Genomic DNA, 23,822 nt, shown 5'->3' with positions numbered 1-23,822 from the left:
AAGTCGGTTTATTGATGCCTCGGTGGAGGGGACATCTCAAGTTGCGATTTTGGGGACTTTAGCAACCGGCACTGACACCAGGTGTTCCAGCTACTCGACAGCGCCCAGTCCGGACGTTCGATATGGCAGTTGGGCAGCCGGTAATGAAAGGTCGGGCGGGATTTGATGCGCGGATCATCGACCACCGACCGGACCCGCTGCTCGTCGATGTGGGCCAGCAGCGGCAGCAGATCGAGCGCCCGGTTGCGGGTGGCATTGTGCTGCAGATAGTCAGCGAAGATCCGTTCCATATCCGGCGCCTTCCTATCCAGCACCCACTCTACGTAGGCCTCCGGATAGAGGTCGATATAGGGGCTGATCTTGCGTGCCAGATTGACCTCATGGTGCTCCACCAGCCACCACTGCAACAGGCAGAATGCACGCAGGTAGGCACTGAGCACGGGCGCATCGAGGGCCGGCAGCTCAGGGTTAATATGCACACCATAGGCCGCCAGCAGCGACTCTTCGGTACCCTGAGCGCCCGCCGCACGCAGCGCACTCACTAGCGGATCCAGCCGATCCAGCTCCGCGACGGAGATAGGGGGGCAAACAACCTCCACCGGCACCAGCACCTCGGCGGCCTGGCTCAGCGGCTGCACCCAGTCCGGCCCCGACTCGGTGGACTGTTCAGCAGCGACCCGTTTAAGAAACGCCCAGTCCAGCTCGACCTGAAACTCGCCCAGGTCAGGGACCTCGATCCTCTGCTGCGCCGCCGTGCCCTCGCCGGGCGTCGCCTTCAGCGCCTGGCAGATGGCGGATACCGTCTGCTCCAGACCTATCCCGGAGAACTCCAGCTCAAACCCGACCCGGCGCCAGCCGCCATCGGATCGATGCGTCAACGCCGGTAATCGATAACCTGAACGGCTAACCATTGTCGCTTGCTCGCGTCATTCGAACCTGTCCGTAGAGCCTTAGAGGGTAAAAAGCCACCACCGGTCCGCCACGGCCTGCAGCCAAGTCTGGAGACCATACATGGGGTGCTCTTCCTTGCTCGCGGAACCCGTTCGTGCAGCCTCCAGGTGCAGACAATCAGGTATCAGTATGGTTGAGAGTCACTGCACTGTCAGACCCGGTCGCAGAGCAGAGAGGTCGGCGGTGCTGACAAGATGGCGCTAGCGGGTACACTTAGACGCATCAACGATGCCCTTGTAACAGGAGCCTGTTCGGACGTGCGCACACTCACTCTGCGCACACTCACTCCGACCCCGATTATGCCGATTATGACGCCCTCAGAGACACCCACGCTGCCCTCCCCGGCCCTGATCGAGGCACTCGATCAGCTTGGCACGGCTGAATTTTACGAGCCCTTCCTGAGCTGGCTGCACGACGCTTTCGGCACCGAGCAGTGCATGGTGTTCTTCTGCCGCGACGGTCAGAATGTCTCCACGCTGCTGTACAAGGATTTCGCCCAGGATGAGTCGGCCCGCGAACTGGCGGAGCGCTACGTCAGCGAGCGCCACTATCTACAGGATCCGAACTTCGACACCCTGCGCGCCATGAAGGCCGGCGACACCGAGGTCGCCCGTCTCGACGATCTGACCACCGACATGAACCGGCGCTACCGCGAGGCTTTCTTTAAAAAACCCGGTTTTATGGACAAGCTGGCGATCATCCGCGGTACCGATAATGGCAACTTCTACATCAATCTTTACCGCCGTGCGGAGAGGCTGGATGCCCGCTTTGATGACCCGGCGTTCACCCGACAGGCGACCCGGCTGATCGCGGCGATGATCAGCAAGCATTTTCAGCTCAACGAGCAGCTGCTGCAGGAGGGACCGCTGGCGTTCCTGTCCGAGCGTGAACAGCAGGTGTGCCGCGCAGTGCTGCGGGGCAAAAAGAACGAAGCGATCGCCGCCGAGCTGGATATCGCCGTCAGCAGCGTGATCACCTATCGCAAGCGCGCCTATGACAAGCTGGGGATCTCCAGCCGCGGCCAACTGTTCGCTCTCTGCACCTGATCTGCCGCTGAGCAAAGGCAATGTCGGCCACCAATTCGGCAGCCGGGCAGCGCCTTGAGTTAATGCCTGAAGCCGACCACCAACTCATTCATCTGACCGGCAACACCACGCAGCTTGTGCATCATGTTGGACGACTCTTCAGTCTCCTTCAGGCTATGTGCCGAGATATCGGCAATACTGGTGATCTGGCGCCCGATCTCCTCTGACACATGCGCCTGCTTCTCAACGGCCGTGGCCATCTGCAGCGACATATTGGCGATATTGGCCATCATCTCCGAGATTCGGGTAAGTATCTGAGTGGTCTCTTCGACATTGCTCAGTCCCTCCTGAGCCCGGCTCTGCCCCTCTCCGGCCACCCTCACCGAGTTCTCGACGCTACCTCTCAACGCCGTCAGGATCTGGTGTATCTCAGCGGTGGAGTTCTGCGTACGCTGCGCCAGTTGCCTCACCTCGTCGGCAACAACGGCAAACCCCCGGCCATGTTCACCGGCGCGGGCGGCCTCGATCGCGGCGTTGAGCGCCAGCAGATTGGTCTGTTCAGCGATCTGCTCGATGATGCCGGCGGCGTTGGCGATCAGGTGTGTCTGCTGGGCCAGATCACTTATCGCCTGAGCGATCTCATCCACCGTGCGGCGCAGCTGGTCGATCGAGGCCCGCGCGGTCTGCGCAAACTCGTTGCCAGAACGCGCCACCTGGTTGGCGCTTTCCGCCTGGTGCGCGGTTTCCTGGACATGGCCGGAGACTTCGTTGATGGTGGCCGTCATCTGATGCACTGCGGCCGCTACCTGCTCGGTGTCATCCTGCTGGCGGCCAAGTGCAGCGTGGGAGGACTGCGACAGCTCCTGAGCCGACTTCGCCTCAATCGACACGCTGTGGGCGGCGTCTTCTATCCGGGTCAGCGCCGTTTCCAGATGGGCCAGCTCACTGAGGATCGCGACCTTGAGCTCACCTATCGCGCCTCGATTGTCGGTGTAGGTCGCCACGGCAACCGGGTGGCGGAAGGCGTTGGCAACCAGCGCCAGGGTGCCGCTCAGCGCGCGCTGGATCGAGAACTGCTGAACACCCAACGCAGTGACCGCACCCAGCGCCATCAACACAACCGCCGCCGGGTAATACTGGTTCAATGCAAGGATCAGTGTTGCAAGCAGCGTACCCCCCAGAATCCACCAATGAGGCAGCGGGAGTTTGAAGGAGAGCGCGGCCTTGCCGCGGTTCAGACGGTCGTACACGCGTTGTGCTCGCTCCACATCGGCCCGTTGCGGGCACACCCGCACCGATTCGTAGCCGACGATCTTGCCGCGCTCGGTAATCGGCGTGACATAGGCGTTCACCCAGTAGTAGTCGCCATTCTTGCAGCGGTTTTTCACCAGCCCCATCCAGGGTTTGCCCGCTTTCAGATGCTCCCACATGATCTGGAACGCGGCCGGGGGCATATCCGGGTGGCGGACCAGGTTATGCGGTTGGCCGATCAGCTCCTCCTTGGTAAAACCGCTGACCTCGATGAACGCCTGATTGCAGTGCACGATCATGCCCTTGGCGTCGGTGGTCGAGATCAGTTTCTGCTCGGGTGTAAAACGTCTCTCTTGGGCGGTAACGGGCTTATTGATACGCATCCAGACCCCTATCCCCTTCGTCTGAGAACCTTGTTATCAACTGTAGATTGCGTTTTCTGAAAAAGCTAAACGCAGTTGAACAGGTCGACTCGGTGGTGAGCGGTACCGCTCTACGGCATTGGCCGCGGCGACGCAGGAGTCGCCAGCTCGGTCAGGTACCTGAGAATATCGAGCGTGGTCACCACACCGCACAGGCTTTTGCCTTCGGTAATGAAGATACGGTGTATCCCCTTTTCACACAGGGTTTCCGCCAGCTTCATCACCGGCGTCGACAGCGGCGCGGCGATGATCGACGGAGTCATGATCTCGCTGACCCTGTGGCTCAGATGCGGGTTGCTCTCCTTGATCCCCAACTCGTCTACGCTGGTCCCCTCCAGCGCGCTGTAGTAGTAATCCGCCATCGGGTTCTCGCCGGGGCTGTGCTCCGGTTTGCCATCGAAGGTCAGAATGTCGGTCAGGCTGACTACACCGACCAGCTCTTTGTTGTCGCACAGAACCGGGGCGCCGGTGATACGGTAACGGATGAAGAAATCGATCAGCGTCTGCAGCGACCAATGCTCCTGCGCGGTGAGCAGGTCGCGGGACATGATATCGCTGGCGACGAGCGGTGAATGGGCACTCATGATCCGGCTCCTCATACTGTTATCAGGCCGGGCAACCGCCCGATAGCTCAATCCCGGCCGGGCGTTAACACTTCGCTAGTCAGTCTGGCACAAAACTGCCGATCCAGCCGTCAAACTCAAACCTCTGCGCTATCAGCATAGCGCACACTCCGGCTGAGTCAGTTTGTTCAAATGCTTGAGAATATCGAGCGTGGACACCACACCGCACAGCTGCTTGCCGTCGGTGATGAAGATCCGGTGTATCCCTTTTTCACACAGGATTACCGCCAGTTCAGTTACCGGCGTCGATGAGGGTGTCGAGATTATCGCAGGTGTCATGATCTCGCTGACCAGATGACTCAGATGGGGGTTCGACTCCTTGATGCCGAGTTCATCGATGCTGGCCCCGTCCAGCGAGGAGTAGTAGTACTGCGCCATCGGATTTTCACCGAGGCGATGTTCCGGCTTGCCATCGAAGTTGAGCAGATCGCTCAAGCTGACCACGCCGACCAGCTCCCGCTTGTCGGAGAGTACCGGCGCGCCAGTGATCTTGTGCTTGATCAAGAACTCGATCAGCGTCTGCAGCGACCAGTGCGCCTGTACGGTATGCAGGTCGCGCGACATGATATCGGCTGCAATCAGGGTCTTGGGTATCGTCATGGTATCGATCCTCTGGTTGTGGAAAGGTCGGCCCCACAGGGCTGAGTTCACACTCCCACAGCAGCTGCAGGCCAACCATATCTCGGAAGTGGTACAACGAGGTCCCGTGGGACCAATACTTGATCCAGGTTAAGTTTTTGCGTTGAAAAACCGCTTCGTCGTGCATCGTTCAGAGAACAGGAGGGCGCTTGATATCGGTCAATCAGCCTGGCGTGGCGATCGGCTAGAGTGCAGGTAAACGTCCTTTCCTTAATCTGCAGGTACCCGCATGACGCTTCTCTCCACCGACACCCTGCCCCAGGTCGAACTCGATTTTATGAACGAGGATCATGCCGAGGCCAGCGCACTGATCAACCTCCTCAATGCAGCGCTCGAGCAACTGATCAGCGGTGGCAGCCAGGACCGTACAGCGGTCACTGCGCTACTGGATCAGTTCTATGAGCACAACCGCGACCATTTCGCTCATGAGCAGGCGGAGATGGAGCGTACCGGATTTCCCGCCTACCCGGTGCACAAAGGCGAGCATGAGCGGGTACTGAAGGAGTTCAACGGCGTGATTGAGGCCTGGCGCGAGGGTATGCCCGCAGAGGCTTTGCAGAACCACCTGGCCAACAGTGTCGTGCCCTGGTTTATCAACCATATCGGCACCATGGACAGCGTCACCGCGATGTTTATCGAGCGTCAGGGGTAAAACACGTTCTCGACGACCTCAAGCACTGGCCCGGAGCTGTTCCGGGCTGTTCAGATTGAGCAGCCGAGGGGCCTGCTCATCCACCGCCAAGCGCATGACCGGATGTTGCGCATACCAGCGTCTCACCGCCTGTTGGCCCGATTCCAGCCAGAGATCCAGGCTGTCGCGGTAGCGGCAGGGGATTACCGCGTGCAGATAGTGCGGCTGCCCCTCGCTCTGCAGATGCACGATATGGTCGGGGTTGCGCCGGGCGGCATCGAGCAGACTACGCACCAGGTCGCGACTGATCAGCGGTGTATCGCAGGGCAGCACCAGCAGATGACTGATCTCGGTATCCAGCGCCGCCATCGCCGCCTGAACGCCGCTCAGCGGTCCGTTAAAGCCTGCCTGGCGATCACACACCAGCGGCACCCCCAGGCGGGCATACTCCAGCGGGTTGCGGTTGCAGCTGATCAGCACCCGGGCCACCTCCGCTTGGGCCGCGGCCAGGCTCCAGCTCACCATCGGCGCCTGACGGAAGGGCACCAGCCCCTTGTCACATCCTCCCATGCGCCGCCCCTGCCCGCCGGCCAAGATGACCGCCGCAAATGCCGACACGCTCAGCTCCTTTACGCCATCCATCGCGTCAATCCAACAGGCCGTGGAAGGGATAGAAGTTCAGCAGCTGCCCCTCTGCCACGCACTCACCGGCGGGGATCAGCAGCAGCCCCCCGGCCTGACTCGCCGAGCTCAGCACCCCGGAGCTCTGGTTATCCAGCGGCGCCGCCTGCAATCCCCCTTTGCCCTGCACCAACCGGGCACGGATAAACTCATCGCGTGGAATCGCACGTTGGCGGTTAAATCCGGCCGGCAGCTGGAAGCAGATCGGTTGCAGCGCCGTGCAGCCCTGCTGTTTCAGCAGATAGGGCCGGGCCAGCATCAGGAAGGTGACCAGCACCGCCGCCGGATTACCGGGCAGGCCGATAAATGGCGTCCTGCCGACACGCCCGTAGGCCAGCGGCTTGCCGGGCTTGATCGCCAGCCGCCAGAGACCGAGTTCGCCCAGGCTCTGCACCGCGGCCTTGACGTGGTCCTCCTCACCGACCGAGACGCCGCCGCTGCTCAGGATCAGGTCGCCCTTCTCCGCCGCCAGCGCCAGCGCATCGCGGGTGGTCTCGAACCTGTCCTCGACCACGCCGGAAAAGATCACCTCGACACCGAGCGGCTCGAGCAGGCCAAGCAGGGTGAAGTAGTTGGAGTTGTAGATCTTGCCCGGCTGGTTCGGCTGCCCCGGCATCAGCAGCTCGTCGCCGGTGTTCAGCACCACCACCCTGAGGCGGCGGTAGACCGGCACGCGATCGATACCCACCGAGGCGATCACCCCCAGGTGGCGGGCATCGAGCCGGGTACCGGCGGGTACCACGCATTGGCCGGGGCGAATATCCTGGCCGGCCGGGCGGATATGGTCGCCGGCCTGGGGTCGGCGATTGAGCTGCACATATTCACCCTGCTGTTCGCACTGCTCCTGCATGATCACCGCATCGGCACCGGGCGGAATCTCCGAGCCGGTAAAGAGGCGTGCCGCCGTGCCGGGGTGCAGCGACGCACCCTGTACACCGGCCGGTATCCGCTGGCTGACCGGCAACAGCAGGTTATCGGGCAAACTGGCCGTATTGACGGCATAGCCGTCCATGGCGCTGTTGTCCGCCGGTGGCACCGCTATCGTGGAGAGCAGATCCAGCGCCAGCACACGGCCCCGCGCCTGCTCCAGCGGCACGCTTTCGCTTTCGCACAACGGCCGGACATCCGCCAGCAGCCGCTCCAGCGCCTGACTCAGCGGCATCAGGCCACCGCTGTCGCATCCGCAGCCGCTCATGATCTTGGCCCGCAGGCGCTGGCCACATCGGGCAGCACCATCTCGACGAAGTTGCAGGGGCGGTGACGGGCATCGAGCTGCTCACGGATCACCCGCTCCCAGGCGGTACGGCACGCTTTCGGCGAGCCGGGCATGGCGAAGATGACGGTGCGGTTGGCCACCCCGGCCACAGCGCGGGACTGGATGGTGGAGGTGCCGATCTCGTCGTAGGAGAGTTGGCGGAACAGCTCACCGTAACCCTCGACCTGCTTGTCGAATAGCGGCAGCAGCGCCTCCGGCGTGTTGTCGCGCAGGGTGAAGCCGGTACCGCCGGTGACCAGGATCACCTGGATTTCGGCGTCGGCGATCCACTGCGACACCTGCGCGCGCAGCTGGTAGATATCGTCGGGGCGGATCTGGCGGTCGGCCAGGCGATGCCCGGTCTCCTCCAGCGCCGCATGCAGGGTGTCACCGGAGGTGTCGGTCTCCCGGGTGCGGGTGTCCGACACCGTGAGTACGGCGATATTGAGCGGTACAAACACCGCGTTCTCTTTGGCATGTCCCATCGTGATTACTCTCGGTTATTCAGCTCAACAGTTCTGTTCCAGGTTTAGCAGCTCGATCAGTCCCTCGACATGGGCGGTGACTTTTTCGACCTCTGCTGCGTCCGCCCTGCGCCCGATCCGCTTCCTGTAACCCTGCTCGTACAGCCGCACATGTTCATCCGCCTCGACATCGCAGTTGGCCAGGCAGGCGGCGGCACAGTGCAGCGGACAGCCGTCGATGGCGATGATCGGCCGCCCGGAGCGGGCGATCCTGACCAGCGCCGGCACCCCGCCGCCGACACCGGAGATGCAGGACATCTCCGCCTTGCCGCTGTGATCCAGTCGTACCGCCACATCGTTGGCCAGTTGCGCCACATCGGAGCAGCCGGAGCAGGCGTAGACCAGCGGCAGATCGCGTCTCCTCGTCATACCGCCCACTGTCTTAAGCCAGCCACGCTGGGTATGGTCAGCCTGCCGCCATTTACCTGCAGCAACCCCTTGTGCTTCAGTGCCGCAATCACCCGCGAGAAGGTTTCCGGCTGCATCGCCAGCCGTGCCGCGATCAGTTGCTTGGATACCGGCAGTTCGACCACCACCTGTCCGCTCTCCCCCTTGTCCACCAGGTCGAGGATGAAGCGGGCGACCCGGTGCGCCGCGTCCTGCTGGGTCAGTGTCTCGATCTCGGCCATGCTGCGCTGCAGGCGGCTGGCCATCGCCGCCATGACGCCGAAACAGCTGTCCACCGACTGCCGCAGCAGGCGCTGATAGACCTGGGCGTTAAATGCCAGCAGGCAGCTGCCCTCGATGGCGCTGGCATTGGCCGGGTAGTGCTGCTCCGACATGAACATGGCCGCTTCGGCTACCGGGTCGTTGCGGCCCAATACGCTGATCACGATCTCCCGCCCGCTGGCGGAGATACGGAAAAACTTGATCCGTCCGGCCAGCACAATGAACACCCGCTCGGCCGCTTCGCCCTGCTGGAACAGGCTCTGCCGTGGTTCCAGGTCGATCAGTCGGGCCGACGCCATCAGCTCGCTGAACTGACGTTCGCTCAGTGCCGACAGCAGGAGGTGCTGTCGCACCTGCTGGGTCCAGTTCGTTTGAAGCTCAAAATGAGTCGCTCGACATCCCATGGCTTATCCACCTGTCATGTTCATGAAACGCAGTACCTGGGGCGCATCGCGATCGGCAAAGCTGTGCCCTGCGGGCTTACGCCGTATCGCGTCGCGCACCCTGTTTTCGATCCGCCTTTCGTCGCCGGGATAGCGACGCAGAATTTCACGCAGATCCACCGAGTGCTCTTGCCCCAGGCAGAGCAACAGGCGTCCCTCGGCGGTCACCCGCAGCCGGTTGCAGCTGTCGCAGAAGTTATGGCTGTGGGGGGAGATGAAGCCGACCCGGCCCGGCAATCCGGCGATCCGGTAGTAACGGGAGGGACCGCCGGTGCGGTCGGTACAGGGCATCAGTTGATAGCGGGTTTCGATCTCCCGCTTCACATCGTCGCTGGAGCAGTAGGCCTGTCGGCGGTCGTGGCTGTTGACCCGGCCCAGCGGCATCTCCTCGATGTAGCTGATGTCGATGCCGCGCGCCTGGGCGAATGCCAGCAACGCATGGATCTCGTCATCGTTGTGGCCCTTCATGATCACGCTGTTCAGCTTGATACGGTGGAAGCCCGCCGCGACGGCGGCGTCGATGCCGGCGATCACCTGGCACAGTTTGCTGCGCCGGGTCATCGCTGCGAAACGGTCGGGCTTGAGGCTGTCCAGGCTGATATTGAGCCGTTTCAGCCCCGCCGTCTTCAACGGTTCGGCCAGGCGGTAGAGTTGGGAGCCGTTGGTGGTCATCACCACCTCGTCCAGCCCCGGCAGTGCCGCCAGCCGCGCCACCAGGTCGACGATGCCCCGGCGCATCAGCGGTTCGCCGCCGGTCAGACGGATCCTCTTGATCCCCATCGCCACGAAACTGCGGCCCAGGGTCTCGATCTCCTCCAGCGAGAGGATGCGGGCACGGGGCAGGAACTCAACGTCCTCAGCCATGCAGTAGACGCAGCGGAAGTCGCAGCGATCGGTCACCGACAGGCGGATATAGTCGATCTTTCTGCCCAGACCGTCGATCAGGCCGTTGTCCGCCTGTGTCGTCGTATGTGTCGTCGGCTGCGTCATCGCAAGGGTCCTCTGCTTCAGGTTCAGTGATTATTGCGGGCCGCATCCGGCCTGCCCTATTCCCCTATGGAGGTACCACCCACCCCTAACGCCACCAAAGTTGATCTGGCTCAATTTTTTGGTGGGCGGTTACGCCTGCAGCGCCTCCTGCCGCAGCGAATAGATCGCCGGCATGCTGTCGACGCAGTCGATATCGACCTTGAGATCCTTGATCAGGCCATCCTCGATGCTGTAGATCCAGCCGTGAATGGCCAGCGACTGGCCACGCTGCCAGGCTTTCTGCGCGATGCCGGTGTGGCAGATGTTCTCCACCTGCTGCAGCACGTTGAGTTCGCACAGGCGGTCGACCCGGTGCTGCTCGTCCGGTTCGGCATCGAGAATATCGCGGCAGTGGTAGCCGATATCCTTGATATGGCGCAGCCAGTGATCGATCAGGCCATAGTCCTGATTGCTCAGCGCTGCGCGCACGCCGCCGCAGCCGTAGTGACCACAGACGATAATGTGCTTGACCTTGAGCACATTGACGGCGAAATGGATCACCGACAGGCAGTTCAGGTCAGTGTGCAACACCAGGTTGGCGATGTTGCGGTGCACGAACAGCTCGCCCGGCAGCATGCCGACGATTTCGTTGGCCGGTACCCGGCTGTCGGAGCAGCCTATCCACAGATACTCCGGCGTTTGCTGCGCCGCCAGTCGCTTGAAGAAACCGGGCTGCTCGCGTTCGATGCGCGCGGCCCAGTCACGATTGTTGCCTAACAGGTCGGTCAACATCTCGACCACCTCCGCATTGTTCTACTGCACCAGCAGCGAGTCGGCCCCCTGCAGTTCGAGCCCCTCGATCTGCGCATCGGATACCAACAGCTGGATATACTGGTTCACCGCGCGGCGGTAGTTACGTTCGATCAGATAGCCGCGGATGCGGTTCTCGACCGCCTCGTAGGGCAGCGGCTCGCCGTCGATGCGTTTGTCGATACGGGTGATATGGAAGCCGTAGCGGCTCTCCAGCGGTCGCCCGGCCAGCCCCTCCGGCAGGGTAAAGATCTGCCGCTCGAACTCGGGCACGGTCTGACCCTTGTCGATCTGACCCAGTTCGCCGTCCAGCTCCTTCGACGGGCAGTCGGAGTGTTGGCGGGCGATCTCGGCGAACAGTTCCGGATCCTGCTGCAGCGCGTCGATCAGCACTTCGGCCTGCGCCTTGCGTTCGGCGCGCGTATCCAGATCGTCCGGCGCCGCGGCGAGCAGGATGTGGGACACCGCGAGCAGCGGTTGGGTGCAGAACTTGTCGCGGTTGGCTTCGAAGTAGCGATAGCACACCTCGTCGGTGGCCTGCGGCAGCTCGACTTCGTGTTCGATCAGTTTCTGAATCAGTGTTTCTTCGTCGTCTGCGTCATCGCTCGACACCTCCAGCCCCAGTTCCGCTATGCGTTGCAGCAGCAGTTCGCGGATCACCAGCGCCTGCACCGCCTGGGCGCGGGAGGCTTCCAGCGAGTCGGCCGGGTAGTACTGGATCTCCTGGGCGATGCGCTGTTCGTCCAGCGTCTTGCCGTTGACGATTACCGCAGCGAACTCGGGGGTGGTGTCGTTCACCTGGGTCAGTTCGATCATCTGCATGGCGGGTACCTCTTTCGCTTTCTATGAGTCCGGTTGTGTTCGGAGTGTCGTACTTGCGGTGCCCGGCGAGGAGGGGTATTACTTTCCGGGACTCGCTGTGAATACATCCCTGTACGCTCGGCGTCGGCATCCATGCCTCCGACGGTCCCGGAAAGTAATACCCCTCCCCGCCTTGGAAAGTTCGGTGCCTCGCTCTCCGGTCAATCGGCACCGTGCTATTGAAAGTCGATAGCGACTCTCACTTTCAGAGCTGCCCGGAATCTCGCATCGAACCCTCCAGACGGTTGGCACCGCGCTATCGAGGGTCGGTATAGCCTCTTATTTAGAGCCCGCCTGGAATCTCGCGCAGGACTCTCCATGACAGGGTGGGGCGTCGCTTTCCGGGACCGTCTGCCGCCAGGGATGGCGGCAGTCGAGCGGTCAGGATGACGCAAAGCGTGTCCCGGAAAGCGATGCCCCACCCTGTCCGGCACCATGAGCTACCTACCCCATCCGGCACGGCACCGTCAGTCAGCGCTGCCGCACAATCTGATAGTTACGGGCGAAGTACTTCACCGGTACGCTCCAGATATGCACCATGCGGGTGAAGGGGAACACCACGAACATGGTCAGGCCGATGAAGATATGCAGCTTGTACACCAGCCCCACCTCGGCCAGATGACTCGCGGCATCGGCCTGGAAGGTCACCAGCCCCTGAGCCCAGTGCGCCAGGTCGATCATCACGCCGCCATCCAGATGCTGCATGGCGAACGGGATGGTCAGCAGACCGAGGCTCACCTGCACGAACAGCAGCGCGATGATGAACAGGTCCGCCTTGGTGCCGGTAGCGCGCACGCGCGGGTCGGTCAGGCGACGCTTGAGCAGCAGCAAAGCACCGATCCAGCAGGAGAGTCCCGCGATGCCGCCGACGATGATCGCCATCAACTGCTTGTTGCCGGCGGAGATGAACGGCGCATACAGGGCATGCGGCGTCAGCAGGCCGACCAGGTGACCGAAGAAGATCACCAGCACGCCGGCATGGAACAGGTTGCTGGCACGCCGAAACCCCTTGTTGCTCAGCATCTGACTGGAACTGGCGCGCCAGGTGTACTGCTCGCGGTCGTAGCGGATCCAGCTGGCGATCAGGAAGATCGCCCCGGCGATGTAGGGGTAAACGCCAAATAACAGATCGTTCAGATAGGACATTTCTCTTCTCCCGGACTCAGAATGAACCCGCTGTTTCGGTACGGACTTCACGCGTGGGGGACTGGATATTCAGCGGCCTGACCTGGTCCAGCTCCCGGCGGCGCTGGGCGATAACGCCGTCGCCGCACTCCTGGGCGCTGTTTTCGGTGAAGCGCACCATCTCCTCCTCCCACACCTGATCCAGCGCCTCGGGCGTGTCGTCACGCGCCTCGGCAGCCACCTTCTCGCGCAGCTCTTCACGCTTCTGCTCGATTTCGATACCGGCCAGGGCCAGCAGCGACTCGAACAGCACCGCGTAACCGCTGTCGCGCTGACGCAGCCGCTCCTCCAGCAGCACCAGGATATGACCGACATCGGCCAGCCACTTGCGCGCCTCGCTCTCCGGCCGCTGGGCCAGGAACTCGAGGAACAGCGGCAGGTAGTCGGGCAGTTCGCGCACGTTGATCTGGAACCCTTCGCGCTCGTAGATCGCCATCAGATCCACCATCGCCTGGCCGCGGTCGCGGCTCTCGCCGTGGACATGCTCGAACAGCAGCAGCGACAGGGAGCGGCCACGATCGAACAACGCCACGTAGGACTCCTGCGCATCAAGCAGCTCGGTTTTGCACAGCCGGTCGATAAACACCACCAGCTTGTCGCGCATCGCTTCCGGCAACGCCGCATCGGCGCGAACCTCATCAATCAACACCTGACGGGCATCGACCAGTTCGGTCTCGGGATAGCCCAGCAGGGCCGAGATTACGCTCAGACTACCTATCTTCGAACTAGGCATCTTCCACCTCCGTATCCTGCAGCAGTTTCGGGTCCACCTGCTTCACACCGCTGATCTTCTCGACCATGGTGACGTTCTGCTTCTTGGCGCCGAACAGGTTGAACTCGCTCTCGCCACCGGCGCAGCCGTTGCCGAAGCTGAAGCCACAACCGTTGCGCTCGGGGAAGGCTTCCTTGGCCAGCTCGCGGTGGCTGGTCGGGATCACGAAGCGGTCCTCGTAGTTGGCGATCGCCAGGTAGCGGTACATCTCCTTGGCCTGATGCTCGGTGAGACCGGCGTCCTCCAGTACCTGCAGGTTGATCTTGCCCTCGACCTGTTCGTCGCGCTTGTAGGCGCGCATCGCCAGCAGTTTCTTCAGCGCGGCGACCACCGGCTTCTCGTCACCGGCGGTGAGCAGGTTGGCCAGGTATTTCACCGGGATACGCAGGCTGTCCACATCCGGAATCGCGCCGTTCATGCCGATCTTGCCGGCGTCGGCGGCGGACTGGATCGGGCTCAGCGGCGGCACGTACCAGACCATCGGCAGGGTGCGGTATTCCGGGTGCAGCGGCAGCGCCAGTTTCCAGTCCATCGCCAGCTTGTACACCGGCGAGTTCTGTGCCGCCTTGATCACGCTGTCGGTGACGCCGTCGCGACGTGCCTGCTCGATCACCGCCGGGTCGTGCGGGTCGAGGAAGATCTCCAGCTGCTTCTGGTACAGGTCCTGCTCGTTGCCGGACGCGGCCACCTCGGCGATGCGGTCCGCATCGTAGAGCATGACGCCCAGGTAACGGATACGGCCGACACAGGTCTCGGAGCAGACTGTGGGCATGCCGGATTCAATACGCGGGTAACAGAAGATGCACTTCTCGGATTTACCGGTTTTCCAGTTGTAGTAGATCTTCTTGTACGGGCAGCCGGACACGCACATGCGCCAGCCGCGGCACTTGTCCTGGTCGATCAGCACGATGCCGTCCTCGTCGCGCTTGTAGATCGCGCCGGAGGGGCAACTGGCGACACAGGCCGGGTTCAGGCAGTGCTCGCACAGACGCGGCAGGTACATCATGAAGGTGTTCTCGAACTGGCCGTAGATATCCTTCTGCACGTTGTCGAAGTTCTTGTCCTTCGAGCGCTTCTTGAACTCGGTACCGAGGATCTCCTCCCAGTTCGGGCCCCATTCGATCTTCTTCATGCGGTCGCCGGTGATCAGCGAGCGTGGCCGCGCCACTGGCTGGTGCTTGCCCTCGGGGGCGTTGTGCAGGTGCTGGTAGTCGAAGTCGAACGGCTCGTAGTAGTCGTCGATCTCCGGCAGGTCCGGGTTGGCGAAGATGTTCGCCAGTACCCGCCACTTGCCGCCGATGCGCGGCTCGATGCTGCCGTCCGGTTTGCGCAGCCAGCCGCCCTTCCACTTGTCCTGGTTCTCCCACTCTTTCGGGTAGCCGATACCGGGTTTGGTCTCGACGTTGTTGAACCAGGCGTACTCCATCCCTTCACGGGAGGTCCAGACGTTCTTGCAGGTGATCGAGCAGGTGTGACAGCCGATGCACTTGTCGAGGTTCAGCACCATGCCGACTTGAGAACGGATTTTCATTTCGCGGCCTCCTGAACAGGATCCTGTACGTAGTCGTTGTTCTCGCCATCCAGCCAGTCGATGTTCTTCATCTTGCGCACGATGACGAACTCGTCGCGGTTGGAACCGACGGTGCCGTAGTAGTTAAAGCCATAGGACTGCTGCGCGTAGCCGCCGATCATGTGGGTAGGTTTCGGGCAGGCGCGAGTCACTGAGTTGTGGATACCGCCACGGGTGCCGGAGGTTTCCGCGCCCGGTACGTTCACGATGCGCTCTTGGGCGTGGTACATCAGCGTCATCCCCTCGTTGACACGCTGGGAGACCACCACGCGGGCGGCGATGGCGCCGTTGGAGTTGAAGATCTCGACCCAGTCGTTGTCCTCGATGCCGACCTTGGCCGCGTCCACCTCCGACATCCAGATGATCGGGCCGCCGCGCGACAGCGTCAGCATGATCAGGTTGTCGCTGTAGGTGGAGTGGATGCCCCACTTCTGGTGCGGGGTGATCCAGTTCAGCGCGATCTCCGGGTTGCCGTTGGGCTTGTGGTTCAACATCGGCTTCACCGACTTGGTGTTGATCGGCGGTCGGTACACCAGCAGCGATTCACCGAAATCACGCATCCACGGATGATCCTGGTAGTACTGCTGACGGCCGGTCAGGGTGCGCCAGGGGATCAGCTCATGGACGTTGGTGTAGCCGGCGTTGTAGGAGACATGCTCATCTTCCAGGCCCGACCAGGTCGGCGAGGAGATGATCTTGCGCGGCTGTGCCTGCACGTCGCGGAAGCGGATCTTCTCCTCCTCCTTCGGCAGCGCCAGATGGGTGTGGTCGAGGCCGGTGGCCTTGCCCAGCGCTTCCCAGGCCTTCACCGCCACCTGACCGTTGGTCTCCGGCGCCAGCGCCAGGATCATCTCGGCGGCGTCGATGGCGGTCTCCAGCTTGGCACGGCCCTCGGCGGCACCCGGCTGGGTGTGGGTCCAGTTCAGTTGCTTGAGCAGCTCGACCTCTTTCTTGGTATCCCAGTTGATCCCCTTGCCGCCGTTACCGGCGGACTCCAGCAGCGGGCCCACCGAGGTGAAGCGGGCATAGGTGTTGGGGTAGTCGCGCTCGACCAGCGCCAGATTCGGCATGGTCTTGCCCGGTACCGGCTCGCACTCGCCTTTCTTCCAGTCTTTCACATCGTAGGGCTGAGCCAGCTCGCCGGCGGTGTCGTGCAGCAGCGGTACGGTGACCAGATCCTGCTCGACGCCCAGGTGACCGACGCAGACCTCGGAGAACTTCTGCGCGATCCCCTTGTAGATATCCCAGTCGGAACGCGCTTCCCAGGCTGGGTCGGTGGCGGCCGACAGCGGGTGGATGAACGGGTGCATATCCGAGGTGTTGAGATCGTCCTTCTCGTACCAGGTCGCGGTCGGCAGCACGATATCGGAGTAGAGGCAGGTGGTGGACATGCGGAAGTCCAGCGTCACCAGCAGGTCTACCTTGCCTTCGGCGCCCTGCTCGTGCCACTTCACCTCTTCCGGCTTGGGACCGTCCTCGGCGCCCAGGTCCTTGCCCAGCACCGAGTGGTTGGTGCCCAGCAGGTACTTGAGCATGTACTCGTGGCCCTTGCCGGAGGAGCCGAGCAGGTTGGAGCGCCAGATAAACATGTTGCGCGGGAAGTTCACCGGGTTGTCCGGATCCTCCGCGGCGAAGGCGATCTTGCCGGATTTCAGCTGCTCGACCGTGTACGCCTGCGGCGTCTTGCCGGCTGCTTCGGCGGCCTTGGCCAGGTGCAGCGGGTTGGTGTTCAACTGCGGTGCCGAGGGCAGCCAGCCCATGCGCTCGGAGCGCACGTTGAAGTCGATCAGGCTGCCGCTGTACTTGGCGCTGTCGGCCAGCGGGGAGAGGATCTCGCTCACCTCCAGCTTCTCGTAACGCCACTGGTTGGAGTGGTTGTAGAAGAAGGAGGTGCCGTTCATGTGACGCGGCGGACGCTGCCAGTCGAGGCCGAACGCCAGCGGCAGCCAGCCGCACTGCGGACGCAGCTTCTCCTGACCCACGTAGTGCGCCCAGCCACCGCCGGTCTGGCCGATACAGCCACACATCACCAGCAGGTTGATCAGGCCGCGGTAGTTCATGTCCATGTGGTACCAGTGGTTCATACCGGCACCGACGATGATCATCGAGCGACCCTTGGTCTTGTCTGCGGTATCGGCGAACTCGCGGGCGATCTGGATCACCTGGTTGCGGTCGACACCGGTGATCTTCTCCTGCCAGGCCGGAGTGTAGGGGGCGTTGTCATCGAAGCTCTTGGCGACGAAATCACCACCCAGGCCACGATCGACACCGTAGTTGGCCAGCATCAGGTCACCCACGGTAACCAGCAACGACTCGCTGCCGTCGGCCAGCTTGACCCGCTTGGCCGGCAGGTTGTGGTGGATCACGTCGCTGAACACGTTATTGGTGAAGTATTCGTTTTCCACCCCGCCGAAGTAGGGGAAGCCCACCGATACCACCTCGTCGTGGTTGTCGATCAGGCTCAGCGCCAGCTGGGTATCGGCGCCCTTGCCGCCCTCCTTCTCCTCGATGTTCCACTTGCCCTGCTCGCCCCAGCGGAAGCCGATGGAGCCGTTCGGCACCACAAAGCTGTTGCTCTGGCTGTCGAAGGCGACGGTTTTCCAGTCCGGGTTGTTGTCCTGGCCCAGGTTGGCATCGAAGTCGGCGGCGCGGATAAAGCGACCGGCGGCATAGGAGCCGTCCTCACGCTTGTCCAGCTGCACCAGGAACGGCATGTCGCTGTACTTGCGCGCATAGTCGTTGAAGTAGGCGCTGGGCTTGTCGACGTAGAACTCCTTCAGGATCACGTGGCCCATCGCCATCGCCATCGCCGCATCGGTGCCCTGCTTCGGGTTCATCCACTGGTCGCACAGCTTGGCGACTTCTGAGTAGTCCGGCGTCACCGCCACGGTCTTGGTGCCCTTGTAGCGCACCTCGGTGAAGAAGTGGGCATCCGGAGTACGGGTCTGCGGAACGTTGGAGCCCCAGGCGATGATGTAGTTGGAGTTGTACCAATCGGCCGATTCCGGCACGTCGGTCTGCTCGCCCCAGGTCATCGGCGAGGCCGGCGGCAGGTCGCAGTACCAGTCGTAGAAGCTCAGGCAGGCACCGCCGATCAGCGACAGGTAACGGGCGCCCGCGGCGTAGGAGACCATCGACATGGCGGGGATCGGCGAGAAACCGATCACCCGGTCGGGGCCGTACTGCTTGATGGTATAGGTGTTGGACGCGGCGATGATCTCGTTGACCTCGTCCCAGTTGGAACGCACGAAACCGCCCTGGCCACGCACCGACTTGTAGGACTTCGCCTTGTCCTGGTTCTCGACGATAGAGGCCCAGGCTTCAACCGGATCCTGATGCGTAAGGCGTGCCTCGCGCCACAGCTTGAGCAGGCGCTTGCGGATGGTCGGGTACTTCAGCCGGTTGGCACTGTAGATATACCAGGAGTAGCTGGCACCACGGGGGCAGCCGCGCGGCTCGTGGTTGGGCAGGTCGGGCCGGGTACGCGGATAGTCGGTCTGCTGGGTCTCCCAGGTGATCAGACCGTTCTTGACGTAGATCTTCCAGCTGCAGGAGCCGGTGCAGTTCACGCCATGGGTGGAGCGCACGATCTTGTCGTGCTGCCAGCGCTGGCGGTAACCGTCTTCCCAGTCACGGCTCTCGTCCGTGGTCTGGCCGTGGTTGCCCGCGAAGCTCTGCGGCTTCTTCTTCAGGTATCTGAGTCGATCAAGCAAATGGCTCATATTTAGGTCTCCTGAAACCTCTTGCCCAGGACAGGATTCATCACGGCGATGCATCCCACATGTGTGGGGTGAAAGTACGGCAGCAGCGCTTGGCGAATGTTGACCTGGATCAACGCTCGACAGGGGGTAAAAAGCGGCAGGGGCGGCATATACCACTAAAGTGATACCAACCGTATCAATCGCTAATTTATTGTTTTTAATTGATTATTCAGGAGGCGCAGGTGAATGACCGGAGGATGATTATTACCCTGCGGGTTTTTATGGGTATCCCCTCGAAAGCGGGGGTCGAAACCCTACGGATTTTTCACCGATTTGCCTTAACCGATATCAACCACCCGCCGTTTATTGCACCTCGCTTGACCCGCCGCAAACCGACGTGAAAGACGTACTTAAGTAGCATTCTGGATACTTCATTACCCTTGCTAGGGTGAATCCGTAGCTCCCGAATACACGGGCGGCTGTCATCCAATAACAATGAAAGGAGGTTCCCATGAAGTGGACCGATCCCGCGTACTGCGACCTGCGTCTGGGCTTTGAAGTAACGGCTTACGTCTTCGTGCGTTGACGCCCTTTCAGCCGGAGGGTCCCTCCCCTTCCGGCTGTTTTCCCGCCCTTTGCAACGGAGCGACTGCCATGACATCGCCAACCCTGCCGACCCCGGAGCACCGGTACGTCATCAACCCGCTGTTTCTGTTCCGCTGGGAAGCCTCGCAGAACGCCCATGTGCTGCTCTACCCGGAAGGGGTGGTGAAGCTGAACGCCAGCGCCGCGTCGATCCTCAAGCTGTGCAACGGCACCTATAACGTCACGCAGATGGTCGACCACCTCAGCGAGCGCTACGACGGCTCGCCGCGCGAGCTGATCGGCCAAAGTCTGATCAAATTTCTGGAGGCCGCCGATGCCAAAGGCTGGATCAACGCTGTCGCTTGACGGCGAGGGCAAGCCGCTCTGGGTCTCCCTGGAGCTGACCTATCAGTGCCCGCTGAACTGCGTGTTCTGCAGCAATCCGGTGGATTTCGACGACTACCGCGAGGGCGAGTTGAGCACCGAGGAGTGGAAGCGGGTGATCCGCGAGGCGCGTGAGCTGGGCGCGTTGCAGATCGGTTTTACCGGCGGCGAACCGGCGCTGCGCAAGGACCTTGAGGAGTTGATCGGCTACGCCGATTCGCTCGGTTTCTACACCAACCTGATCAGTTCCGGCATCGGCCTGACCCCGACGCGTCTGGTCGAGATGAAAGCGCGCGGCCTGAAACATATCCAGCTCGGCTTCCAGTCCTGCGACGAAACCACCGCCAACCTGATGGCCGGTGCCGACGCCTTCCGCCGCAAGCTGGAGATCGCCCGCGAGATCAAGGCGCTGGGCTTTCCGATGGTGCTAAACGTGCCGGTGACACGGCACAACCTGCCGCAGATCCCGGAGATCCTGAACCTGGCCGAAAGCCTGGGCGTGGAGTATATCGAGCTGGCCAATATCCAGTACTACAACTGGGCACTGATCAACCGCGACCAGCTGCTGCCGACCCGGGAGCAGCTGGAGTGGGCGGAGGCGGAGGTGGCCAGGTTCCGCGAACGGGTCGGCGAGCGGATGACGGTCTACTTCGTTATCCCCGACTACTACGACGGTCGGCCCAAGGCGTGCATGAACGGCTGGGGCGCGATCCACCTGACCATCGCCCCGGACGGCTCCGCCCTGCCCTGCTCCCAGGCCCGCTCGATCGACACGCTGAGTTTCCCCAACGTGCGCGATCACAGTCTGGCCTGGCTCTGGCAGGAATCGGACACGTTCAACCACTTCCGTGGCGACAGCTGGATGAAGGAGCCCTGCCGCAGTTGCGACGAGAAGGAGAAGGATTTCGGCGGCTGCCGCTGCCAGGCACTGGCACTGACCGGCGATGCCGCCAACGCCGACCCGGCCTGCAGCAAGTCGCCCCACCACAGCCGGATCCTGGACGCCATCGACCGGGCCGCCGCTACGCAGGACCGCCCTGAGGCATTGATCTACCGCGACGCCGGTTTCAATTGCGAAGGGGGTGAACGATGAGACTGCCGCACGACTCCCTGCCCGGCACCGTGCTGGCGGGCGGTACGCTGACGCTGCTGCTCTACCTGCTGGTGGATCTGCTGATCGCCCGCCCGTTCTGAAACCGGAGGCAACGCGATGGATACCCCCTGGCTGGATCTGCTGTTTCGCTGGAGCCACTTCGCCTTCGCACTGATCTGGATCGGGCACAACTACGCCAACCTGGTGCAGAACCCGCGCTTCAGGCCGTTCGACCCCGGCACCAGCGAGGATGCCTGCAACCACGCCGTTGAGCAGCGGATGCAGCGCGAGCACGGCACCTTCCGCTACGCCTCCATCGTCGTCTGGCTCTCCGGCATCGGGATGCTCTGGCAGCGCGGCTGGCTGGCGGATGCGCTGCTACTGCGCGGTGATCTGGCGGTGATCGGCATGGGCGCCTGGATCGGCACACTGATGCTGCTGAATCTCTGGCTGATCATGTGGCCGCACCAGAAAAAGGTGCTCGGCTTCGTTCCTGCGCCGCTGGAGGAGCGGGTCCGCTGCTCGCGTATCACCTTTCTCGCCTCGCGCAGCAACACCATATTGTCGATGCCGCTGCTGTTCTTCATGGCGGCCGGCAGCCACGGTCTGGCCCTCTTCCATTGAGATAGAGAGCATTGACCAGACTCCACTGACCGGGAGGACTCTGACCATGACGAGTGCACCGATCTACAACTTCGCCGCCGGCCCCGCGATGATGCCGCCTGAGGTGCTGCAACGGGCGCAGGCGGAGCAGCTCGACTGGCAGCAGCGGGGCTACTCGGTGTGGGAGATGCCGTTCACCGGCAGCGAGTTCCAGCAGATCGCCGACCAGACACGCCAGGATCTGCGCGAACTGCTGCAGGTGCCCGATCAGTTCCGCATCCTGTTCATGCAGGGCGGCGCCTCGGCGCAGTTCTCGCTGGTGCCGCTCAACCTGCTCGGTGAGCATCCGGCACCCTGCGCCGACTACATCGCCGGTGGGCACTGGTCACGCAAGGCGATCCGCGAAGCGCGGCGCTACTGCCGGGTCAACGTGGCGGCCGACAACGGCGATTACAGCGGACCGGTTCGTCTGCCCAACCCTGACGAATGGCAGCTGGATCCGGGCGCGGCCTACTGCCACCTGACCAGCAACGAAACCGCCGAAGGGCTGCAGTTCGCCGAACTGCCCGACACCGGGTCGGTACCACTGGTGGTGGATATGACCTCGGATTTCCTCTCCCGGCCGCTGGATTTCTCCCGCCTCGACCTGGCCTATGCCGGGGCGCAGAAGAATATCGGCCCGGCCGGACTGACCTTGGTGCTGATCCGCGACAGCCTGATCCGCGAGCCGCTGCCCGCCACCCCCTCCGCGTTCAGCTACAAGGTGGTGAATGACAGCCACGGCCGCTTCAACACACCGCTGACCTATGCCATCTACCTGGCGGGGCTGGTGTTCCGTCACTGGTTGCAGCAGGGCGGCCTGCCCGCCATCCAGTACCTGAACCGGCGCAAGAGCACACGCCTGTACCAGGCGATAGACGACAGTGAGTTCTACCACTGCCCGGTGGAGCCGCAGAGCCGCTCGCGGATGAATGTCTGCTTCCAGCTCGATGCGCCCCAGTTGACGGCCCGGTTTCTCGCCCAGGCCCAGGCAGCAGGGTTACTGAACCTGGCCGGTCACCCGGCCTGCGGCGGCGTTCGCGCCAGCCTCTACAACGCCATGCCCCTGGCCGGGGTCGAGGCCCTGATCGACTTCATGCACAGCTTTGCCAGGGAGCACGCCGATGCGATATGACGGCCCGCTCGGAGCCCTTCGCCGGCACTATACCCGCCTGACCCAGAGCCTGAACTTCGCCGCTTATGCCGCCCGCCCGGCGCTAACCGCTCTGTCCGGTGCAGGCAGAACACCCCCTGCCCATCCACCGCACCACGCCATGGGGCTGACCTTCCGCAACCCGATCGGTATCGCCGCCGGGTTCGACCGCCGCGGCCTGCTCGCCCCCTACCGGGACCGGCTGGGTTTCGGCCATATCGAGCTCGGTACCCTGTGTCGTTATCCACAGCCGGGCGCCTACCCCGGTATCTCCACCCTGGCACGCCTGCGGCGACACCCCTCGTCCGACTGTCCGCTCGGCATCAATATCGGCCTGAACCCCGGCCGGAATCCGGCACAGGCGCAGGCCGACCTGCTCTACTGCCAACGTGTCGCCTGGCGGGTAGCCGACTATCTGTGTCTGAACCTGGGGAACGCCAATGCCCGTTGGCTACTGCAGCCGGAGCATGAGGCGGAGCTGAACGACACCCTGCGTGCCCTGACCGATCAACAGCGGAGGTTGAGTGCCGTAAACGGTCGCGCCGTACCGCTGGTGGTCAAACTGGTGCTCGATCTGGAGCGGCCCGATCGGCTACCGGCGCTGCCGCCGATTCTGCCGCTGCTGCCGACTTTCGGGATTGCGGGTGTGGTGTTGGCGCTCGACAGGGGCAAACCCGTTACGGCTGAAAAGATACACGCCTGGCGCCAACGAACCTGGCAGGATCTGGCCTGTGAATTGACCCGCCAAGGCCGTGCGCTGCTTGGCGCCGACACGGCGCTGATCGTTGTCGGCGGCATCGGCAGCGAGCAGGATATTCGCCACCGGCTGAACGCCGGGGCCGACCTGGTGCAAGTGCATAACGGCCTGCTGCACAGCAGGCGCACCCTTCTCGACAGCCTTGCCAAACCGTACGGATAAACTCGTCCGAGCCGTGGTTGATGGCAATATGCTGTTCGCGCTTGTGCCGATCATCTACCCTATA

At 62.6% G+C, this 23,822-nt stretch carries 24 protein-coding genes; 8 read left to right on the top strand and 16 right to left on the bottom strand.

The window, feature by feature from the left end; genetic code table 11:
- Positions 1 to 8: 8 nt before the first annotated feature.
- Positions 9 to 911, bottom strand: a complete 903-nt coding sequence (locus tag KQ940_RS05700) for an amidoligase family protein (RefSeq protein WP_217412463.1) — start codon at positions 909 to 911, stop codon at positions 9 to 11.
- A gap of 297 nt (positions 912 to 1,208) precedes the next feature.
- Here KQ940_RS05700 and KQ940_RS23040 point away from each other — a divergent pair, with 297 nt between their 5' ends.
- Complete coding sequence (locus KQ940_RS23040; RefSeq protein WP_217412462.1) at positions 1,209 to 1,997, top strand: helix-turn-helix transcriptional regulator; 789 nt, start codon at positions 1,209 to 1,211, stop codon at positions 1,995 to 1,997.
- A gap of 59 nt (positions 1,998 to 2,056) precedes the next feature.
- On the opposite strand, the gene KQ940_RS05690 is transcribed toward KQ940_RS23040, so the two are convergent.
- From KQ940_RS05690 to KQ940_RS05680, 3 genes are all read right to left on the bottom strand, one after another.
- The gene (locus tag KQ940_RS05690) at positions 2,057 to 3,610 is read right to left on the bottom strand and encodes a methyl-accepting chemotaxis protein (protein WP_217412461.1); all 1,554 of its coding nucleotides are present in this window, start codon (positions 3,608 to 3,610) and stop codon (positions 2,057 to 2,059) included.
- A 110-nt stretch (positions 3,611 to 3,720) separates the two neighbouring features.
- A complete protein-coding gene (locus KQ940_RS05685; RefSeq protein ID WP_217412460.1) occupies positions 3,721 to 4,233 on the bottom strand; it encodes a CBS domain-containing protein in 513 nt (170 codons plus the stop codon).
- A 132-nt stretch (positions 4,234 to 4,365) separates the two neighbouring features.
- Complete coding sequence (locus KQ940_RS05680; protein WP_217412459.1) at positions 4,366 to 4,872, bottom strand: CBS domain-containing protein; 507 nt, start codon at positions 4,870 to 4,872, stop codon at positions 4,366 to 4,368.
- A gap of 268 nt (positions 4,873 to 5,140) precedes the next feature.
- Between KQ940_RS05680 and KQ940_RS05675 the strand changes: the two genes are divergently transcribed.
- On the top strand, positions 5,141 to 5,563 hold the full coding sequence (locus KQ940_RS05675) for a bacteriohemerythrin (RefSeq protein ID WP_217412458.1): 423 nt from the start codon (positions 5,141 to 5,143) through the stop codon (positions 5,561 to 5,563).
- Between the two features lie 18 nt (positions 5,564 to 5,581).
- Here KQ940_RS05675 and mobA read toward each other — a convergent pair whose 3' ends face one another.
- The 12 genes from mobA to KQ940_RS05615 all read right to left on the bottom strand — a co-directional run bounded on the left by mobA (position 5,582) and on the right by KQ940_RS05615 (position 19,003).
- On the bottom strand, positions 5,582 to 6,160 hold the full coding sequence (gene mobA / locus KQ940_RS05670) for a molybdenum cofactor guanylyltransferase MobA (RefSeq protein WP_217412457.1): 579 nt from the start codon (positions 6,158 to 6,160) through the stop codon (positions 5,582 to 5,584).
- A 28-nt stretch (positions 6,161 to 6,188) separates the two neighbouring features.
- A complete protein-coding gene (locus KQ940_RS05665) occupies positions 6,189 to 7,418 on the bottom strand; it encodes a molybdopterin molybdotransferase MoeA (protein ID WP_217412456.1) in 1,230 nt (409 codons plus the stop codon).
- On the bottom strand, positions 7,415 to 7,963 hold the full coding sequence (moaB, locus tag KQ940_RS05660) for a molybdenum cofactor biosynthesis protein B (RefSeq protein WP_217412455.1): 549 nt from the start codon (positions 7,961 to 7,963) through the stop codon (positions 7,415 to 7,417). Before moaB ends, KQ940_RS05665 begins: the two co-directional genes overlap by 4 nt.
- Positions 7,964 to 7,987: 24 nt before the next feature.
- Entirely contained in the window at positions 7,988 to 8,371 is a 384-nt protein-coding gene (locus KQ940_RS05655) for a putative zinc-binding protein (RefSeq protein ID WP_217412454.1), read from the bottom strand.
- The gene (locus KQ940_RS05650; RefSeq protein WP_217412453.1) at positions 8,368 to 9,024 is read right to left on the bottom strand and encodes a Crp/Fnr family transcriptional regulator; all 657 of its coding nucleotides are present in this window, start codon (positions 9,022 to 9,024) and stop codon (positions 8,368 to 8,370) included. Before KQ940_RS05650 ends, KQ940_RS05655 begins: the two co-directional genes overlap by 4 nt.
- Positions 9,025 to 9,078: 54 nt before the next feature.
- Complete coding sequence (gene moaA, locus KQ940_RS05645; RefSeq protein ID WP_217412452.1) at positions 9,079 to 10,104, bottom strand: GTP 3',8-cyclase MoaA; 1,026 nt, start codon at positions 10,102 to 10,104, stop codon at positions 9,079 to 9,081.
- Positions 10,105 to 10,233: 129 nt separating this feature from the next.
- On the bottom strand, positions 10,234 to 10,875 hold the full coding sequence (gene can, locus KQ940_RS05640) for a carbonate dehydratase (protein WP_217412451.1): 642 nt from the start codon (positions 10,873 to 10,875) through the stop codon (positions 10,234 to 10,236).
- 21 nt (positions 10,876 to 10,896) lie between these two features.
- Positions 10,897 to 11,715 (bottom strand): peptidylprolyl isomerase, encoded by an 819-nt coding sequence (locus KQ940_RS05635; RefSeq protein ID WP_217412450.1) that lies wholly within the window; start codon positions 11,713 to 11,715, stop codon positions 10,897 to 10,899.
- A gap of 510 nt (positions 11,716 to 12,225) precedes the next feature.
- Positions 12,226 to 12,900 carry a respiratory nitrate reductase subunit gamma gene (narI, locus tag KQ940_RS05630; RefSeq protein ID WP_217412449.1) on the bottom strand — a complete coding sequence of 225 codons (675 nt, stop codon included), beginning with the start codon at positions 12,898 to 12,900 and terminating at the stop codon, positions 12,226 to 12,228.
- Positions 12,901 to 12,916: 16 nt separating this feature from the next.
- Entirely contained in the window at positions 12,917 to 13,672 is a 756-nt protein-coding gene (gene narJ / locus KQ940_RS05625) for a nitrate reductase molybdenum cofactor assembly chaperone (protein ID WP_246589747.1), read from the bottom strand.
- Positions 13,665 to 15,242 (bottom strand): nitrate reductase subunit beta, encoded by a 1,578-nt coding sequence (narH, locus tag KQ940_RS05620; protein ID WP_217412448.1) that lies wholly within the window; start codon positions 15,240 to 15,242, stop codon positions 13,665 to 13,667. Before narH ends, narJ begins: the two co-directional genes overlap by 8 nt.
- Positions 15,239 to 19,003, bottom strand: coding sequence for a nitrate reductase subunit alpha (locus tag KQ940_RS05615; protein ID WP_217412447.1), 3,765 nt, complete (start codon positions 19,001 to 19,003; stop codon positions 15,239 to 15,241). The genes narH and KQ940_RS05615 overlap by 4 nt, the downstream gene beginning before the upstream one ends.
- A 490-nt stretch (positions 19,004 to 19,493) precedes the next feature.
- On the opposite strand from KQ940_RS05615, the gene pqqA reads away from it, so the two are divergent.
- From pqqA to KQ940_RS05585, 6 genes are all read left to right on the top strand, one after another.
- Complete coding sequence (gene pqqA / locus KQ940_RS23185; protein WP_217412475.1) at positions 19,494 to 19,568, top strand: pyrroloquinoline quinone precursor peptide PqqA; 75 nt, start codon at positions 19,494 to 19,496, stop codon at positions 19,566 to 19,568.
- A gap of 68 nt (positions 19,569 to 19,636) precedes the next feature.
- Entirely contained in the window at positions 19,637 to 19,933 is a 297-nt protein-coding gene (gene pqqD, locus KQ940_RS05605) for a pyrroloquinoline quinone biosynthesis peptide chaperone PqqD (protein WP_217412446.1), read from the top strand.
- Positions 19,902 to 21,044, top strand: a complete 1,143-nt coding sequence (pqqE, locus tag KQ940_RS05600) for a pyrroloquinoline quinone biosynthesis protein PqqE (protein WP_217412445.1) — start codon at positions 19,902 to 19,904, stop codon at positions 21,042 to 21,044. The genes pqqD and pqqE overlap by 32 nt, the downstream gene beginning before the upstream one ends.
- Before the next feature lie 117 nt (positions 21,045 to 21,161).
- Positions 21,162 to 21,668, top strand: coding sequence for a urate hydroxylase PuuD (locus tag KQ940_RS05595; protein WP_217412444.1), 507 nt, complete (start codon positions 21,162 to 21,164; stop codon positions 21,666 to 21,668).
- A 46-nt stretch (positions 21,669 to 21,714) separates the two neighbouring features.
- Positions 21,715 to 22,821, top strand: coding sequence for a 3-phosphoserine/phosphohydroxythreonine transaminase (gene serC / locus KQ940_RS05590; protein WP_217412443.1), 1,107 nt, complete (start codon positions 21,715 to 21,717; stop codon positions 22,819 to 22,821).
- On the top strand, positions 22,811 to 23,758 hold the full coding sequence (locus tag KQ940_RS05585; RefSeq protein ID WP_217412442.1) for a beta/alpha barrel domain-containing protein: 948 nt from the start codon (positions 22,811 to 22,813) through the stop codon (positions 23,756 to 23,758). Before serC ends, KQ940_RS05585 begins: the two co-directional genes overlap by 11 nt.
- The last annotated feature ends 64 nt before the right edge of the window (positions 23,759 to 23,822 follow it).

It is taken from the genome of Marinobacterium ramblicola (genome assembly GCF_019084545.1).
In the GTDB taxonomy this organism is placed as follows: Bacteria; Pseudomonadota; Gammaproteobacteria; order Pseudomonadales; family Balneatricaceae; genus Marinobacterium_D; species Marinobacterium_D ramblicola.
The sequence above is the reverse complement of the archived record's forward strand: the minus strand, read 5'-3'. Positions and strand labels throughout refer to the sequence as shown.

Bases quoted from the DNA above. Each gene is read 5' to 3' on its own strand.
- KQ940_RS05680 (WP_217412459.1), bottom strand. From the start codon at position 4,872: ATGACGATACCCAAGACCCTGATTGCAGCCGATATCATGTCGCGCGAC.
- KQ940_RS05595 (WP_217412444.1), top strand. From the start codon at position 21,162: ATGGATACCCCCTGGCTGGATCTGCTGTTTCGCTGGAGCCACTTCGCC.
- pqqE (WP_217412445.1), top strand. From the start codon at position 19,902: ATGCCAAAGGCTGGATCAACGCTGTCGCTTGACGGCGAGGGCAAGCCG.
- narI (WP_217412449.1), bottom strand. From the start codon at position 12,900: ATGTCCTATCTGAACGATCTGTTATTTGGCGTTTACCCCTACATCGCC.
- serC (WP_217412443.1), top strand. From the start codon at position 21,715: ATGACGAGTGCACCGATCTACAACTTCGCCGCCGGCCCCGCGATGATG.
- KQ940_RS05690 (WP_217412461.1), bottom strand. From the start codon at position 3,610: ATGCGTATCAATAAGCCCGTTACCGCCCAAGAGAGACGTTTTACACCC.
- KQ940_RS05635 (WP_217412450.1), bottom strand. From the start codon at position 11,715: ATGCAGATGATCGAACTGACCCAGGTGAACGACACCACCCCCGAGTTC.
- KQ940_RS05685 (WP_217412460.1), bottom strand. From the start codon at position 4,233: ATGAGTGCCCATTCACCGCTCGTCGCCAGCGATATCATGTCCCGCGAC.
- KQ940_RS05655 (WP_217412454.1), bottom strand. From the start codon at position 8,371: ATGACGAGGAGACGCGATCTGCCGCTGGTCTACGCCTGCTCCGGCTGC.
- KQ940_RS05675 (WP_217412458.1), top strand. From the start codon at position 5,141: ATGACGCTTCTCTCCACCGACACCCTGCCCCAGGTCGAACTCGATTTT.
- narJ (WP_246589747.1), bottom strand. From the start codon at position 13,672: ATGCCTAGTTCGAAGATAGGTAGTCTGAGCGTAATCTCGGCCCTGCTG.
- KQ940_RS05700 (WP_217412463.1), bottom strand. From the start codon at position 911: ATGGTTAGCCGTTCAGGTTATCGATTACCGGCGTTGACGCATCGATCC.
- pqqD (WP_217412446.1), top strand. From the start codon at position 19,637: ATGACATCGCCAACCCTGCCGACCCCGGAGCACCGGTACGTCATCAAC.
- KQ940_RS05585 (WP_217412442.1), top strand. From the start codon at position 22,811: ATGCGATATGACGGCCCGCTCGGAGCCCTTCGCCGGCACTATACCCGC.
- narH (WP_217412448.1), bottom strand. From the start codon at position 15,242: ATGAAAATCCGTTCTCAAGTCGGCATGGTGCTGAACCTCGACAAGTGC.
- KQ940_RS05615 (WP_217412447.1), bottom strand. From the start codon at position 19,003: ATGAGCCATTTGCTTGATCGACTCAGATACCTGAAGAAGAAGCCGCAG.
- can (WP_217412451.1), bottom strand. From the start codon at position 10,875: ATGTTGACCGACCTGTTAGGCAACAATCGTGACTGGGCCGCGCGCATC.
- moaB (WP_217412455.1), bottom strand. From the start codon at position 7,963: ATGGGACATGCCAAAGAGAACGCGGTGTTTGTACCGCTCAATATCGCC.
- moaA (WP_217412452.1), bottom strand. From the start codon at position 10,104: ATGACGCAGCCGACGACACATACGACGACACAGGCGGACAACGGCCTG.
- KQ940_RS05665 (WP_217412456.1), bottom strand. From the start codon at position 7,418: ATGAGCGGCTGCGGATGCGACAGCGGTGGCCTGATGCCGCTGAGTCAG.